The 15,945-nt window shown below is 69.9% G+C and carries 13 protein-coding genes and 1 pseudogene; 5 read left to right on the forward strand and 9 right to left on the reverse strand.

Features of this window, described 5'->3' with window-relative positions; all coding sequences use genetic code 11:
- Positions 1-52: 52 nt before the first annotated feature.
- Positions 53-1,423 (forward strand): APC family permease, encoded by a 1,371-nt coding sequence (locus ACH34R_RS33035; protein ID WP_397565479.1) that lies wholly within the window; start codon positions 53-55, stop codon positions 1,421-1,423.
- Here ACH34R_RS33035 and ACH34R_RS33040 read toward each other — a convergent pair.
- Positions 1,387-2,001, reverse strand: coding sequence for an AAA family ATPase (locus tag ACH34R_RS33040; protein ID WP_397565480.1), 615 nt, complete (start codon positions 1,999-2,001; stop codon positions 1,387-1,389). The genes ACH34R_RS33035 and ACH34R_RS33040 overlap by 37 nt on opposite strands.
- Positions 2,002-2,424: 423 nt before the next feature.
- Positions 2,425-3,789: an FAD-binding oxidoreductase gene (locus tag ACH34R_RS33045; protein ID WP_397565481.1), complete on the reverse strand. Its 1,365-nt coding sequence runs from the start codon at positions 3,787-3,789 to the stop codon at positions 2,425-2,427.
- 91 nt (positions 3,790-3,880) lie between these two features.
- On the opposite strand from ACH34R_RS33045, the gene ACH34R_RS33050 reads away from it, so the two are divergent.
- The 3 genes from ACH34R_RS33050 to ACH34R_RS33060 all read left to right on the forward strand — a co-directional run bounded on the left by ACH34R_RS33050 (position 3,881) and on the right by ACH34R_RS33060 (position 7,216).
- On the forward strand, positions 3,881-4,834 hold the full coding sequence (locus ACH34R_RS33050) for a helix-turn-helix transcriptional regulator (protein WP_397565547.1): 954 nt from the start codon (positions 3,881-3,883) through the stop codon (positions 4,832-4,834).
- An 86-nt stretch (positions 4,835-4,920) separates the two neighbouring features.
- Positions 4,921-5,526, forward strand: coding sequence for a TetR family transcriptional regulator (locus tag ACH34R_RS33055; protein WP_397565482.1), 606 nt, complete (start codon positions 4,921-4,923; stop codon positions 5,524-5,526).
- A gap of 106 nt (positions 5,527-5,632) precedes the next feature.
- Positions 5,633-7,216 (forward strand): MDR family MFS transporter, encoded by a 1,584-nt coding sequence (locus ACH34R_RS33060; protein WP_397565483.1) that lies wholly within the window; start codon positions 5,633-5,635, stop codon positions 7,214-7,216.
- Between the two features lie 57 nt (positions 7,217-7,273).
- Here the strand turns inward: ACH34R_RS33060 and ACH34R_RS33065 are convergent, their stop codons facing one another.
- The 7 genes and pseudogenes from ACH34R_RS33065 to ACH34R_RS33095 form a co-directional block, all read right to left on the reverse strand.
- On the reverse strand, positions 7,274-7,549 hold the full coding sequence (locus tag ACH34R_RS33065) for a CPCC family cysteine-rich protein (RefSeq protein ID WP_397565484.1): 276 nt from the start codon (positions 7,547-7,549) through the stop codon (positions 7,274-7,276).
- 20 nt (positions 7,550-7,569) lie between these two features.
- On the reverse strand, positions 7,570-8,058 hold the full coding sequence (locus tag ACH34R_RS33070; RefSeq protein WP_397565485.1) for a CinA family protein: 489 nt from the start codon (positions 8,056-8,058) through the stop codon (positions 7,570-7,572).
- 115 nt (positions 8,059-8,173) lie between these two features.
- Entirely contained in the window at positions 8,174-9,139 is a 966-nt protein-coding gene (locus ACH34R_RS33075) for an alpha/beta fold hydrolase (RefSeq protein ID WP_397565486.1), read from the reverse strand.
- Between the two features lie 392 nt (positions 9,140-9,531).
- Entirely contained in the window at positions 9,532-12,489 is a 2,958-nt protein-coding gene (locus tag ACH34R_RS33080) for an amidohydrolase family protein (RefSeq protein WP_397565487.1), read from the reverse strand.
- 803 nt (positions 12,490-13,292) lie between these two features.
- Positions 13,293-13,496 (reverse strand): annotated as a pseudogene (locus tag ACH34R_RS33085) (helix-turn-helix domain-containing protein); the annotation flags it as partial.
- Positions 13,496-13,855, reverse strand: coding sequence for a DUF2975 domain-containing protein (locus ACH34R_RS33090; RefSeq protein WP_397565488.1), 360 nt, complete (start codon positions 13,853-13,855; stop codon positions 13,496-13,498). The gene ACH34R_RS33090 and the pseudogene ACH34R_RS33085, both read right to left, overlap by 1 nt.
- 76 nt (positions 13,856-13,931) lie before the next feature.
- Positions 13,932-14,903, reverse strand: coding sequence for a cellulose binding domain-containing protein (locus ACH34R_RS33095; protein ID WP_397565489.1), 972 nt, complete (start codon positions 14,901-14,903; stop codon positions 13,932-13,934).
- A 418-nt stretch (positions 14,904-15,321) separates the two neighbouring features.
- Between ACH34R_RS33095 and ACH34R_RS33100 the strand changes: the two genes are divergently transcribed.
- Complete coding sequence (locus ACH34R_RS33100) at positions 15,322-15,840, forward strand: hypothetical protein (RefSeq protein ID WP_397565490.1); 519 nt, start codon at positions 15,322-15,324, stop codon at positions 15,838-15,840.
- Positions 15,841-15,945 lie beyond the last annotated feature (105 nt).

Here is a 15,945-nt window from a genome sequence, read left to right on the forward strand (position 1 = left end):
TGTTTCGCAACCAGGCCGTGTCAAGAACATTGACCGCGGGAACAGCCTGGACATGACTCCCCCCACAAGCCCCGCAGCGGTAGCCGAACCCGTCCCGCTGAAGCGGGCGATCGGCCCCAAACTACTCGTGCTGTTCATCGTCGGCGACATCCTCGGGACCGGCGTCTACGCGCTGACCGGCGCGGTGGCGGGCCGGGTCGGCGGAGCCCTGTGGCTGCCGTTCCTGGTCGGCTTCCTCATCGCGGTGCTGACCGCGATGTCCTACGTCGAACTGGTGACCAAGTACCCGCAGGCGGCCGGGGCCGCGCTCTACACGCAGCGGGCGTTCAAGGTCCCGTTCTTCACGTTCATGGTGGCGTTCGCCGTCATGTGCTCGGGGCTGACCTCGGCCAGCGCCGCCTCGCTGGCGATCGGCGGCGACTACCTGAGGGAGTTCATCGCGATCCCGGCCGCCGTGGTCGGGGTGATCTTCATCATCGCGGTCGCGCTGCTGAACTACCGGGGCGTGTCGGAGTCGGTGCGGACCAACATCGTGCTCACCATCGTCGAGGTGAGCGGGCTGGTGATCATCATCGGCATCGGCGTCTACGCGCTGGTCAACGGGCTCGGCGAGCCGAGCCGGCTGGTCCACATCGAGTCGGGAGAGGCGGGCGGGCTGATGTTCGCCCTGCTGGGGAGCACGGCGCTGGCGTTCTTCGCGTTCGTCGGCTTCGAGGACTCGGTCAACATGGCCGAGGAGACCACGGACCCCTCCCGCAACTTTCCCCGGGCGATCTTCCTGGGCGTGGCGATCACCAGCACCGTCTACATCCTGGTCGCGATCACCTCTTCGCTGCTGGTGGACCACCGGGTGCTCGCCGAGTCGAGCGGGCCGTTGCTGGAGGTGGTCAAGGCGGGCGGGATCAGCTTCCCGCCGCAGGTCTTCGCGGCCATCGCCATCTTCGCCCTGTCCAACACCGCGCTGATCAACATGATGATGGCCTCGCGGCTGGTGTACGGGCTGGCCAACGAACGGGTCGTGCCCAAGGGGCTGGGGTGGGTCGATCCGCGCCGCCGCACTCCGGTGATCGGCATCGTGTTCACCACGCTGCTGGCCATCGGGCTGATCTCGACCGGCGGGATCGAGGGCCTGGGCGACACGACGGCGTTCCTGCTGCTGTGCGTGTTCACAGTGGTGAACGTCGCGGTGCTGGTGCTCCGCGGGGACCGGGTGGAGCACCAGCACTATCGGGCGCCGACCGCGCTGCCGGTGCTCGGCGCGGTGCTGGCGCTGGTACTGGCCAGCCCGCTGACCGGACGCCCGGTGGAGGTCTACGCCCGGGCGGGCGTCCTGCTGGCCATCGGCCTGGCGCTGTGGGTGATCAACTGGCTGGTGATCCGCCGCCGTCAGGACCCGGCGACGGAGCCCGCCGTGCGCGACTGAGGCCGGACGGCCTTCGCCGGGCGGGTCGCGGCGGTGAACGCGTCGGCGATCTCGCGGGCGGCGTGGTCGGGCGGCGTCTCGTCGGTGGCGATGCGCAGGTGGAACAGCGGGTCGTCGGCGGTGACCTGGACGGGGTCCAGGACGTCCTGGCCGGCGGTGACGCCCGCCGCGCCGCCCGCGCCGCAGCCGTCCCTGCGGCGCAGGCGTTCGTGACAGATCTCCCTGGGGGCCCAGAGCAGCACGCGCACCCACTCGCCCAGCGCGGACAGCCGCCGCACGTCGGGCCGGCCGCACACGTGGATCACCGGGACGAGCCCGGCCTGGGCCATGTGCTCGATCGGGTGGCGGTCGATCGCGTACCGCCCGCCCTCGCGCCGGATGTCGGAGATGATCCGCCCGGCCCGGCGGAGCCGATCGACCTGCTCGTCGGTGACCTGGTCGTGGTCGTCGGCGGCGTCGGGCCCGACGACGAGGTTGCGCACCGGCACGAAACGAGGGTCCAGGTCGTGCAGCGCGCGGGTGATGGTGCTCTTACCGCTGGCGGGCGGGCCACAAAGGATGATGCCGGTCGCCTTCATGGTGGTTCCCGCTAGTGCGCCCGGCCGGCGGACTGGCTCGTCTTCATCGCGTCCCTTCGCGTACACACGGGGGGGTCGTGCGGGACATGCGGGAGGCGTGTGAAAACACACGGGTAAAGCGTAGTCAGGTAGTAGTGAAGAATCTTAGCTTTCTCGGCGCGATATCGGAAACCCCTGTTTAGCGCGAAGTGCGGGGCCTGCCGGAAAGAGCGCCGCGGGCTAGACCGTCCAGTCTTCAACAACAAGACCTATACCGGACCGGCACCGGCAATATTGGGCGAAGAACGCTGGTTTGTCCAGCGCCTTCGCCCATGTTCCGCTAGGTCAGGCGCAACGCCCCCACGGCGCGCAGCCATCCCTTCTACCGTCGGTATTCACCCGTGTATGTCAGGTATCTTTCGTCAGCATTGCGTGGCAGTGATGTCACTGATCGCGCTTATCCGGGGAGATCGGATAGTTGGCGTGAAACATCCCGTCCGGGTCGTGGCGCGCCTTGAGTTCGGCGAGCCGGTCGTAGTCGCCCGGGTCGAAAGCGGTCCGAGCCTCCTGCTCGGTCAGCCGCCCGTAGCCGAAGTTGATCCCCCGGCCCAGCGCCTGGTCCTCGAATGGGGCCAGCACGTCGTCATGGAGCCTGCGCGCGATCTCCTCCTGGCCCGGCCGGAGCACGGAAAGGGCATTGAGCGAGTAGGCCGCGTCGCGGTGGCCGACGGCGCTCGGGACGCGCGGCGGGCGGGCCAGCGCGCCGCCCAGGTGCCGCATCTGCACGACGCACATGATCGGCGCGGACGGCCCCCCGGTCTTCGGCAGCGTGGCCAGCAGGCCCGGATCGAGGTCGCGCAGCAGCCGGTTCTGGGACTGGTAGGCGTGCGGCTGGTCGGGCTCGTCGAACACGGCGGCCGACTCGGTGTAGGGGATCTCGCGCAGCGTGTCACGCAGCCACGGCCCGACGTCGCGCAGCGGCTCGACCAGCCGCCGCCCCTCCTCCTCCGATCCCAGGAACGCGATGTTGACCTGGGCCACGTGCTTCCCGCGCAGGTCCTCCGGCACCTCGGGCACGTCGGGGAACGGCAGCATCGCCACCGCCGAGGTCATCTCCTCGGGCACCGTCTCGGTCCAGTGCCGCCACGCCTCCAGCACGCCGGGCACCTCGGCGACGTCGAAGAACAGGCCCCCGCCGTACAGCCGCGTGACCGGCAGCAGGCCGATCTCCATGCCGGTGACCACGCCGAGCCCGCCGACCCCGCCGCCGCGCAACGCCCAGAACAGACCGGGCTCGCCGTCCGGCGTCACCTCAACCGCCCGTCCGTCCGCGGTGACCATGGTCAGCCGCCGCACGTGGTCGGCGGCGAAGCCGTACTTCCTGGCCATCAGCCCGAGGCCGCCGCCCAGCGTGTACGGCACCGCGCCGACCCCCGGCGAGCTGCCCGACATCGGCGCGAGCCCGTGCGGGGCCGTCGCCTCGATCACCTTCGCCCAGGGCGCGCCCGCCTCGACCCACGCGGTACGCGTGGCCGGGTCCACCCGGACGTCGGTCATGCGCCGGGTGCTGATCAGCACTCCGCCGTCCATCGGGACGTTGACACCGTGCCCGGCGCCTTGGACCGCGACCCGCGCGCCGAGCGCGGCGGCGTGCCGTACGGCGGCGCGCACATCGTCCACACCGGCCGCCCCCACGATCAGGTCGGGCCGGTGGCTCGCCAGGCGCTGGTAACCCATGCGCTCGTCGTCGAAACCCTCCGCCGCGGGCCTGAAGACCGGCCCGTGGATGTCCTCCAGTGTCTCAGTCATACGAGCACCCTAGGCGGTCTTACGGACATAACTTGTCCGCAAAGTACGGCAACCTGGAAGAGTGACCGACTTCGTTTCCGTGCGCCGGAACATGCCCGGGCGGCTGCTGAAGCTGCTCTCCCTGCTCCAGAGCCGCCCCGATTGGCCGGGGCCCGAGCTGGCCGAACGCCTCGGCGTCACGGTCCGCACGATCCGGCGCGACATCGAACGGCTGCGCGCGCTGGATTACCCGGTGGAGGGCACCACCGGCATCGCGGGCGGCTACCGGCTGATCTCCGGCCGCGACCTGCCGCCACTGCTGCTCGACGACGAGGAGGCCGTGGCGGTGGCGCTGGGCCTGGTGACCGCGGCGGGCGGCAGCGTGGCCGGGATCGAGGACAGTTCGATGCGGGCGCTGGCCAAGCTGGAACGCGTGCTGCCCGCCCGGCTGCGCCCCCGGCTGGCCACGCTCGGCGACGTGACGGCCGCCGTGCCGTACCGGAACGTGCCACGGGTGGACGCCGGGGTGCTGGCCGTGCTGGCCTCGGCCTCACACGACCGGCGGATGCTGGCCTTTCGCCACCGCGACGAGGAGGACCGCCTGGTCGAGCCGTACAACCTGGTCACCTTCGGCGGCCGGTGGTACCTGCTCGCGTACGACCCCGGGCGCGCGGACTGGCGGACGTTCCGGGCGGACCGCATCACCGGACCGCGTCCCACGCACCAGCGCTTCACCCCCCGCGAACTGCCCGCGGACGACCCGGCCGAGTACGTGACCCGCGCGTTCGCCCGCGCCACCTACGGGCACACCGCCCGGATGACCGTACGGCTGGCCGCCGCCGACCTGCGTACCCGGGTGTTCGCGGCGATCCCCGGCGAGGTCCGCGACCTCGGCCCCGGCGAGTGCGCGGTACGAGTGAGCGCCGACTCCCCCGCGCTCGTCGTGCAGTACGTGGCGGCCATCGCCGCGCTGGGCGCGGAGTTCGCCCTGGACGCCACACCGGAGATCGCCCGCCGGGTCCGCGACCTCGGAGCCGCGCTGAACGCCAGGTCAGCGGCACTGTGACCGACATCACCGGCTTTCAGCCCATGAAACTTTGCTCAGTCTGAAATTCTTCGCTTCCTTCGCTCGTTTGGTCGTATGTGGACAGTGTGGGCAGTGTTGAAGAACTCGGGCGGAGAGACCGCAAGAAGCTGGAGACCCGGGCGGCCCTCGCCGATGCGGCGCTGCGCCTGGTCGCCGAGCGCGGCCTGGCGGGCGTGACGGTGGAGGACATCGCCGAGGCGGCCGACGTCTCGTCCCGCACCTTCTTCAACTACTTCCCATCCAAGGAGGACGCCCTCCTGGTCACCCCCGCCGACGTCGAGACCGCATGGCCCAAGTCGCTGGCCTCCGCGCCCGCCGGCCTCACCGCCCTCCAGGCGCTCCGCCTGGTGCTGCGCGGACAGGCCGAATGCATGCAGCAACGCGCCGAAGAGGTCCGGCTGCGGATCAAGGTGATCGAGGAGAACCCGTCACTGCTGCCCCGGCTGGTGTCCGGCGGGTTCGCGAACGAACGCGCCCTGGCCGCCGCCGTGGCCGAGCGGATCGGCCCGGAGCGGGCCGCCGGCGGCTATCCGGAACTGCTCTCCGCCGTCGGCCTGGCCGCCTTCCGCGTGGCGATGCTGCGGTGGAGCCGGACGAAGGGGTCCGTGCCCATGACCGACCTGCTCGACGACGCCTTCGACCGCCTGGCCGCCGGCCTCCCTGAACCCTGATGCCGGCCCTCCTGCCCCGGCCCGGCCCACGACGCCGGCCGGGGACTGTGCCCTGCCGCTTGCCTTGCGAACGCGCCGCGAAAACCGCTGAGAAACCTGAGGAAGCATGACAACGACCGACGCGGAGTCGAAATCCGTGACCGCGCCCGCCGCCCCGACATCCCGGAGAAAGGTGTTGCAGGCGCTGTCCGGGCTGATGGTGGGCATGTTCGTGTCCATCCTGGCCTCCACCATCGTGGCCAACGCGCTGCCCGTCATCGTCCCTGACCTGGGCGGATCGCAGACGGTCTACACCTGGATCGTCACCGCCGAACTGCTGGCCATGACCGCCACGGTGCCGCTGTGGGGCAAGATGGCCGACCTTTACAACAAGAAACTGCTGATCCAGCTCTCCCTCGGGCTGTTCGTGGTGGGATCGCTGATCGCCGGCCTGACGCCCAACGTGGAGATCCTGATCGTCAGCCGGGTCGTGCAGGGCATCGGCGCGGGCGGCATGAGCGCGCTCGCGATGATCGTCATGGCCGCCCTGATCCCGCCGCGCGAACTCGGCCGCTACGCCGGCATCTTCGGCGCGGTGTTCGGCGTCGGCACGGTCGTCGGCCCGCTGATCGGCGGCCTCCTCGTGGACACCTCCTGGCTGGGCTGGCGCTGGTGCTTCCTGATCGGCGTGCCGTTCACGATCGTGGCGATCGTACTTCTGCAGCGCACCCTCGACCTGCCGGTGGTCCGCAAGCAGGTCAAGGTCGACTACCTGGGCGCGTTCCTGATCACGCTCGGCGTGAGCACGCTGCTGGTGTGGTCGTCGCTGGCCGGCAACAAGTTCGAGTGGGGCTCGTGGTGGACCGCCGGCCTGGTCGGCGGCGGGCTGCTGGTCCTGGCGCTCGCCCTGTGGGTCGAGTCGCGGGCCGCCGAACCGATCATCCCGCTCAGCCTGTTCAGGAACCGCACGGTCGCCCTGGCCACGGTGGCCAGCGTCCTGGTCGGGGTCGCGATGTTCGGCGGCACGGTGTTCCTGTCGCAGTACTTCCAGGTCGCGCTGGGCAAGTCGCCGACCGTGGCCGGGCTGATGAGCCTGCCGATGGTCTTCGGCCTGCTGATCTCCTCCACCGTGGCCGGGCAGCTCATCACCAAGTGGGGCCGCTGGAAGGCGTTCCTGGTGGCCGGCGGGATCATCATGCTCGCCGGGATGGTGCTGCTGAGCACGATCGGCGGGCAGACCAGCATCCCGGTGCTCATGGTCTACATGGCGGTGCTCGGCATCGGCGTCGGCATGCTCATGCAGAACCTCGTGCTCGCCGCGCAGAACGACGTCCCGGCCAGCGACCTCGGCGTGGCCACCTCGGCCCTGACCTTCTTCCGCAGCATGGGCGGCGCGGTCGGCGTCAGCGCCCTGGGCGCGGTACTCGCCAACCAGGTCACCTCGTCACTCACCGAGCGCCTCCCGGCCATGGCGGGCGCGACCGGAGGCGGCGGCGAGTCGCAGGCCGTACCGAACATCGCCCAACTCCCCGCCCCCTTGCGCGCCATCGTCCAGGACGTCTACGCCACGGCCACCGCCGACCTCTTCCTGATCGGCGTCCCCCTGACCGCCCTCGCCCTGCTCGCGGTGCTGTTCATCAAGGAAAAGCCGCTCAACACCCTCTCCGGCGCAGAACGCCTGGCCCAGGAAAGCGCCACCACCTCCAACTGACCCACCTAGCGACCAGCGGGGGAGGACGACCACCATCGTCCTCCCCCGCCGCGCTTTTCAGGTGATCGGGTGCTCGGCCGGGAGCGGGTCACGTACGTGCGCCAGGTACCTCGGGTGGCATGCCCCTGACGCGGCGAAGTTGCGCCGCGCCCGGGTCAGGCTCAGCTCCCGGTTGGGCCCGCCGCGCACGTCGTCCGCATCGTGCTCGTCCTGGCCGTCGTCCTCCCAGAAGCACACCGGGCAGATCTCGGACATCCCGCGCTCCTCCAGCGTGCGAAACCCGCAGCAGGGGCACGGATAGGGCGCGTCCCGCCGCGGGCGCACGACGTTCATGAACGTACGCCAGTCGTGTGTCATTCGGGGGTTCGGCCGGTCAGGTGGTCGATCAGGAGGTCGAGGGCGAATTCCACGGTCTGGTGGCGGACCTCCTCGCGGGATTCGCCGCTGCTCATGAATTCCCGGCTGAAGGTGCCCGACTCGGCGGAGAGGCCGATGAAGACCAGGCCGACCGGTTTGCCGTCCTGGGCGGTCGGGCCGGCGACGCCGGTGGTGGACAGCCCGATCGAGGTGGCGAACAGCCCGCGCACCCCCGCGGCCATCTGCTCCGCCGTGGTACCGCTCACCGGGCCGAGCGTGGCGAGGACCGCCGGGTCCACCGACAGTACGGCGGCCTTCGAGGCCGTGGCGTACGTGGTGACACCACCGGCGTAGTAGTCGGACGCCCCCGCGATGTCGGTGATCACCGCACCCAGCAGCCCGCCGGTCAGCGATTCGGCGGTACTGATCGAAAGCCCGCGCTCACGAAGCAGTACCCCCAGCCTGGCCGCACCTTCCAAGGACACCGCCCATTCCCCCGATCTTCCGCACGCCCGAACGCGCGGCACACCCTAACACCGGGAACATGACCGTACGCGCGGTCCCCCTCCGGGACCGCGCGTACGGTCGTGACCTTGGTACCTAGCGGGAGTGCCTGCGGAGGAAGTTCAGCAGGGCGGGGTTGAAGATGTCGGATCGCTCCCAGTGCGGCTGGTGACCGCACTCGTTGACGACCAGGCTCTCCGAGCGGCGCAGGTGGGCGGCCAGCAGCCGCTGCACGCTCGGCGGGCTGTAGAGGTCGCCGTCACCCCAGGCCAGGAAGGTGGGGATGTCCAGCCGTTTGAGGTCCGCCCACAGCGGGCGGTTCTCATACGGCTGCGAGACGTCGGTGTGGCTGGCCCGGTGGTGGATCTCCAGCCACTGCTGGACCCCCTCCGGGTTCGCCGCCCGGTACGTCGGGCCGAGCTCGATGAAGTCCGGCCCCATGTTGTAGAAGCCCTCGGGCCGCAGCCGCTTGAGCGTCTCCTGGTACGCCGGTTCCGCCAGGCCCGTGAGGCTGCCGGCGAGCGTGATCGTGCGCACCCGCTCGGGGTGGGACAGCGCGAAGTCCAGCAGGGTCCCGCCGCCGGCCGCCACGCCCACCCCGTGGAAGCGATCCACGCGCAGGTGGTTCAGCAGCAGCCGCAGGTCCTCCGCCTCGGTGCCCGTACGGTCCGCGGGTCCGGCGTCGGACTTGAAGTGGCCGCGCCGGGAGTACGCGATCACCCGGTAGCCCTTCTTGGCGAAGTACGGCTGCTGGTATGGCCAGCTCTCCGAACTCCCCGTGCCCGGGTGCAGGAAGATGACCGGCGCGCCCGAGCCGCCGGTGTCCCAGTACCACAGCCGCGCGTCGGGCAGCGGCGCGAGCGCCTCGGTCGCCTTGACCTGCGCCGGGACCGGGATGATGGGCAGCGGGCTGTCGGGGGCGGGGACCTTCACGCCCCCGTTCGTACCCGCCGCGGCGGGGCCGGCCATCGCCGGTACCGCGCTACCTGCCGCCAGCACGGCTCCCGCGCCGAGCAGCGTCCTCCGTCCGAGGTTCCGGTTCGTCTCCAAGTCGTGGGTCATGTCGCTCCTGACCTCCGGTTTCGGGGCATGGGCTCATTCGCTACCCGCTGCGCGGGGTGTGACGAGGGGTGGCTCTGGCCGATAACGGCAAAGGCAGGGAATCGGCACCGGTTGGAGGCGTGACCGGCGCGGATGGACGGTGAAGGCGCGGTGCGTGGCCACATGTGGCCGTCGCGCTGCGCGAGAACCGGGGCCAAGGGGTGGCGGCCACCAGGTGATCGCGGTCTACGTAATGTGCACCCAAAAAGGTATAGATCACACCGTCCTAAATGGACGGCGGGACGTCCCAGGTTCGGGATCTCCCGGGGCGGGGTTCGGGATCTCCCCAGGGAGGGCTCGGGATCTCCCGGGGCGGAGGCCGCGCCGACCTCCGCCTCCGGGAGACGCGTTCCTCAGTGGGTGTGGTCGGCCTCGGAGGGCTCGGGCGCGACGAGCTTGGTGGGCGAGGCCGTGGCCTGCCGCTCACCGGAGAACGGTTCGAGCAGGTCGGGCACGTCGTGCAGGGCGCCGTTGGTCATCACGCCGCGCACGTTGGCGAGCGTGCCGATGTCCGCGAGCGGGTCGCCCTCGACGAACATCAGGTCGGCCAGCTTGCCCCGCTCGACACTGCCGAGATCGTGCTCGATGCCGAGCGCCCTGGCGTTCAGCACGGTCGCGCTCTGCAACGCCTTCACCGGCGAGATGCCGTACTTGACCATGGACCGCAGGTTCAGGTGCAGGCTGACCGCCGGGTTGTCCAGCGGCCCGTCGGTACCGGCCAGTACCGTACCGCCCGCCGCCAGCACCTTCTTGAGCTGCGCCACCGCACGCTCGGCCGCCACCGCGTTGCCCGAAAGGGACCCGCACGCGCCGGCGCCCTGGGCGCACTTCAGCTCGCCGACCAGGATGTCCTGCTCCCAGCCGGTGTAGAGGGACTTGATCCGCGGGTCCTCGACCATGCCCGGGTCGTCCGCCAGCAGGGCGCTGGAGGCGAACATCGTCGTGGTGAGCGGGAAGCCGCCCTGGCCGAACAGCTTGACGACGTCCTCGTACATGACGCCCTGGGAGGCGTTGCGGGAGAACCCGAAGCCCCACCGGGTCGGCCCGGACAGGTGCTCCTGCTGGTCCACCCCGAACGCGATGCCCGGGTGCAGGTAGTGCGAGGTCGTCGGGATGCCGAGCCGGTGCCCGCGCTGGGCGACCTCGGCCTGCAACCGGTGCGGGAAGCGCATGTAGGTCTTCATCAGGTCGAAGTCCAGCGCCTTGGCCCGGGAGAACTCCAGGTCGAGCTGCCGTTCGTTCATCACGGGACGGGCGAAGTCCCAGGAGAGCCGGGAGCCTTCGAGCATCTCGCCGGTGAGGAAGTGCCGCGGGCCGATCCGCGCGCCCGCCTGCGCCGCCTCGCGATCCTCGACCGCCCGGTACGCCTGGTCACCCGTGGAGCGGGTGGTGGTGATCCCGTACGACAGCAGCAGCCTGCCCTGGCGGTCGCCGTAGAACTTCGACTGGAGCTGCTGGTGGTAGTGGATGTCGATCAGGCCGGGCAGGACGGTCCGGTCCGAGGCGTCGATCACCTTCCAGCCGCGCGGGTGCGGGCCGGGCCGGTGCGGGCGGACGTCCTGGATCCGGTTGCCCACCACGGTGATGTCCACGTTCTCGCGCAGACTCTCGCTCTTGCCGTCCCACATCTTGCCCGCGTGGATGACGACCCGGCCCTTGGGCTGGGCGGGCGAGTAGTCAACGCCGGTCTCGATGGAACGCGACCGCCCGCCGTCCCTGGAGATCGTGCGCAGTTCGCCGTTCTCCAGGTAGAGCAGGGTCTTGGAGTCGCCGCTCCACGTTGGCGCGTCGCTCGGCTTGTGGGTGAGCTGCCGCGCCTTGCCCGCGGGCGTGCCGTCGGGGTTGACCGGCAGCACCCACAGGGTGGTCTCCATGATGAACGCGAACCACCGGCCGTCGGGCGACCAGGCCGGGCCGTCGTCGCCGCGCACCGAGATCGAACGCCACGGCGCGGGCTCGACGACCTTACTGGTCTTGGCCTCGACGTTCACCAGCTCGATCTGGTTGCGCGAGGCGGAGGAGACCGACAGCGCGAGTGTGCGGCCGTCGGCCGACCAGCTCGGCCGTCCCGGGGCACTGCGGGTGCCGAGTACCTCGGCCGGGTCACCGCCATCCGCGTTCACCACGAACGTCTTGCCGCCCTGGTCCTGGAAGGCCAGGCGGCGGCCGTCCGGTGACCACGCGGGGGCGATCTCCGCACCGGCCAGCGAGGTGACCCTGCGCTCCTTGCCGTTCGCGACCTCGCGCACCCAGATGTCCATGGTGCCGGCCTTGTCGGACGCGTACGCGATCTTCTTGCCGTCCCGCGACCACACGGCGTCGATCTCGTAGAAGTGGTCGTCGGTCAGCTTCCGCGCCTGCCCGTGGCCGTGACCGTGACCGTGGCTGCTTACCGGCTGGACCCACAGATCATTGAGCGCCTTGTAGAGGACGGTACGTCCGTCCGGCGACAACGCGGGCCCGACGATGCCGCGCACCGGACGGCGGCGGCTGGAATCGAAGTCGTACTCCTTGCGCTGATAAACCGGACGATTCAGGACGAAGGTTGCGGAGAACGGCAGTTGGCGGGTCTGGCCATCGGCCGTCTTGGACACCACGACCTTGCCGTTGCCCGCGTAAAGGATCTCCTCGGCGGAGAGCCACGCGGGCGGGAAGGGATAGACGTCGGTCAGGTCGCCGACCGCCTGTTCCTGGTCGGGCGTCGAGGCGACCTTGAGCCGGCGCGCCCCGGTCTCGCTGCGCAGGAAGGCGATCTTGCCGCCGTCCGGCGACCACGACGGGGCCGCCACGGTGCCGGGCCGCTCGGCGACGAGCGTCTTGACCACGCCGGTGGCCAGGTCGATGCTCTCGATGACGTTGCCGCGGACGTACGCGATGCTCTTGCCGTCCGGCGACCACGTCGGCTGGGTCTCCTGGGCACTGGCGGTGGTGATCCGGTCGAGCCGCCCGGTCCGGACGTCCACGGTCCAGATGTCGCCACCGCCCTCCCGGGTGGAGGAGAACGCGATCTTGCTTCCGTCGGGCGACCACGCGGGCTGGAGGTCGTCGTACTCCCCGTGGGTCAACTGCCTGGCGGCCCCCGTGCGCAGCGAGACCGTCCAAATGTGGAACATGCCATCCGCGAACGACTGGACGGCGACATCGCGCTCGTCCGGTGACAGACGCGGCCAGAAGGGATCGAGCAGGGGATCTCCGAAGGGCCGGGCGGTACCGCCCGAACCCGCCAGGGTGTGGAGCCGGCCCTGGAGGTCCATGACGATGGTCCCTCCGCCGGGGGTGGCGGTGACCGCCATGTTGGTGCCCTCGGTCACCGTTACTTTGATCGTTCTGCCATGGTGTGATCGGTCGGCCGAGTTCGATGGGTTCGTTGGATTCGTCGGGTTCGCGCCACTCGCGGGCGTCGCAGCGGCGACGGCGAGCAACGCCGCCACGCTCACGACGGATGCCGCGGTGAAGCGCCCCCGGCTTATTCGACCCATGCCTGTCCCTCCTAAACGGCTGGCCGTGCCAGCGGAAATCACGCAGGGGACAGCGATCGGCCCCGGACGGCCGGGCCCAGGGCATACGACACCCTGACCCGACATCCGGTACCGAACCCTCAGAGGTGACACCCGCTGAACAACGGTGCCCGCAACGTAAGCGAGCGCCCTCACACCGCCAAGAAGGTGATTGTTAACACAGCGATGAACGGCAGCGCGGCGCGCCGAGCGGCCGTCTGAGTGCGCCGAACGGTAGATCGTTTTTGTCGGGACGAGCGACGGAAGGGGCTTGAGGGGCGACTGAGACCTGGTTTCGGTCATGCCAGGAGAGGTGGCGGCGGTGTCCGCTCTGGTGGTGCCCAGCGTCCACTGCGGAATGGATGCCCTGTTCGGTGGGCTGGAGGCCGTGAGCGCCGCCTGCCGCCGGGCGGTGGCGAGGTCCGAAATTCATCGGCCGGGGCTCGGCAGATGAAGGGCCGGTGAATCGCTTTACGACATACCAATTCGCAGAGTCAGGGAGTTTGTGTATTCGCCATCCAGGGAGATGGGATCGCGAAATCGGATATGCGGCCGGCTGCCGGCTGCTTTTGCGGTATGACCTCACGAGTTCGTTCGGACTCGGAGTGGGGATCGGATTCCGGTTCCCAGCGCGACAAGTCTCCCGGCTGGCATTCCAGCACCTCGCAGAGCGCGGCGAGCGTCGTGAAGCGTACCGCCTTGGCCCGGCCGTTCTTCAGCACCGCCAGGTTGGCGGGGGTGATTCCGACCCGTTCGGCGAGTTCGCCCACCGACATCTTCCGCTTGGCCGGCATCACGTCGATGTCCACGGCGATCGGCATCAGATGACCTCCGCCAGTTCGGCCCGCATCCGCGCCGCCTCGACATCACGCGCGACGGTCTGCGCGAAGACCAGGGCGGCGGCGGCCACGATGGCGCCGATGACGACGTGTACGTATCGGAAGGCGGCATGCGAGAACACGGTCCCCCGCCGCACCATCGTGGCCAGCCGCCATACACAGACCAGCACGACCTGGACCGTCACCACCCCCGCAAGAGTGATCACGATGACGGGAACCCGCAGATAGGCGAGCCCTTCGTCGAGCGCCCGCAGATCCACGGCCGGCAACGGCACCATCACGGCCTGGACGAACCCCGAACCACCGAGCAACACCATGAGCACGGCACGCAGCGCGAGCACATCGCCCCCGCGACGGGACCACCGCCGCGGGGACAGGAGATCTCCCAGAGGCTCGGAGAGCGGAAAGGTCGGCCGGTTACGGAGTCGCGCAGGTCCGGCCGTTGAGGCGGAGGGTGACCGGGGCCGGTACGGACCCGCTGTACGACGCGGTGAACCCGACCTGCGTCGCCGACCCCGCGTGCAGGACCTTGTTCCACCGCTTGCTCACGCCCGTGAGTTCCGTACCGCTCTGGGTCCAGTCCGCAGACCACCCGGACACGAGCCGCACGGACGACGCCGCCGCCGGATAGCCCACGGTCAGCGTCCAGCCGTCGATCGCCGTCGTACCCGCGTTGCGTACGGTGATCTCCGCGTTGACCCGCGACCCCCAGGTGGCCGCCCGGTACGACACCACACACGTCGGATCAATGGTCGGCGTCGGCGAGGGCGACGGCAGCCCCTCCCTGGCCAGGGCGGACAGCGGTTCGGAGGGCACGCTGAGGTTGCCCGCCGCGTCCCTGGCGACCACGACGTAGGTGTAGCGCTGCCCGATGACCAGGCCCTGACGTTCCATGAAGTTCGTGGAGCCCGCACCGTCCAGCGTGCCGACCTTCACGAACCCCGTCGCGGTCTCCCGGTAGACGTCATACGCCGTCACCGCCACGTTGTCGGTGGACCGCTGCCAGCAGAACGTGACCCCCTCATAGTCCATCAGGCACGCGTCCCGCAGCCCGGCCGGCTGGGACGGCGGCTCCCGGTCCCCGGGCGTCGGGGTCGGCGTGGAGGTCGGGCTCATCCCGAGCGTCGCGGCCACCGTGATCAGCCTGGACGGCGGACTGACATGGCCCGCCGCGTCCTTGGCCACGACGTACATCGTGTAGAGCCGGCCCAGCTCACCGGAGAAGCCGCCGACCGTGCTGGTGGTACTGGCGGCGTGGACGAAACCGCCGACGTCCAGGCGATAGATGTCGTATCCGACGACCCCGGTGTCATCGGACGACGCGTCCCAGCAGATCGACGCATACCCGGTCTCGACGCCGCTCCCAGCCCCCTTCCCAACGGGAGCCAACGGCACCGGACACGGCCGAACCCCAGAGGGCCGCGTCGGCGCCCCCGGAACCCCACGGCTCTCCGACGACGCCGCCACCTGCACGGGAACCGCGGCCCGCGCCGCACCCCCGGCCGAGCCGATCGCCATGACGGCGAGGAGTAATGCCAGTGTGAAGAGTCCGAGGGTCAGGAGGACCGCCCCCAGGGCTTGCCTGCGGAGTTGCATGATGCCCCTATCGATTCGCGTTGGCCTGTGTCCCCCCGCAGCGATTGTGGACCACCACGAACCCCCCGTAAAGCACCACTTCACCCGCCCCGCCCCCCACAGCCACCCCATTGCGGAGACAACAAAACCGGAAAGCGTCTACCGGTTTCAGCAATACATAAAACGCGGCCTTCTCCTGCTATTCAGCCTGCCTTCGACATGAGGAGTCGATATGGGAACGTGGGGCGCGTACCTCGCCTGCCAAGCACCGGACGACGCCACGAAAATCCTCCCGCCCGGCGCCACCTGGGGCCCAGAACCCTGGAGCGACTTCGTTGCCCCGGGCTGGTCGATAGCGGCGACGGAGATTTCCGCGATCGGCGACTTCGACGCCATCACGGCCCAGGCCGCCGGCCACGCGCTATTCGCCGTCGTCCTGGACAGCGACGTGGCCGACGTCACCGGAACCATCGACGGCAAAACCCACTGGGAACTCCACCTCAACGAAAAGCGCGCCGAGGATTACGACCTCCCAGGCTCCGGAATCCCCAACGCCGACAACACCGACCTGCACCAACGCCTGGCCACCTGGATCGAATCCGCCACCGGCCGAGTCGTCCCACCCGAGCGAATCCGCGATGTCGTCACCACCGACCGCGTTTTCGCCGACGACTCCCTGCGCTCACTGCTCTACGTCATCGGGATCACCACCGAACACACCTCTTTCGGCGATGACCGGCCCGGCCTCTGACAGACCCGCCCGACCGTTACACGAGAGACCGAGACGACGCCGACCAGGAATGTGGGCCGGCGCCCTGCTGCTCGTCTTGGTGGTCGTCTTGGTGGTCGGCGCCGG

The sequence above is a fragment of the Spongiactinospora sp. 9N601 genome (assembly GCF_044326295.1).
Classification (GTDB): Bacteria; Actinomycetota; Actinomycetes; order Streptosporangiales; family Streptosporangiaceae; genus Spongiactinospora; species Spongiactinospora gelatinilytica.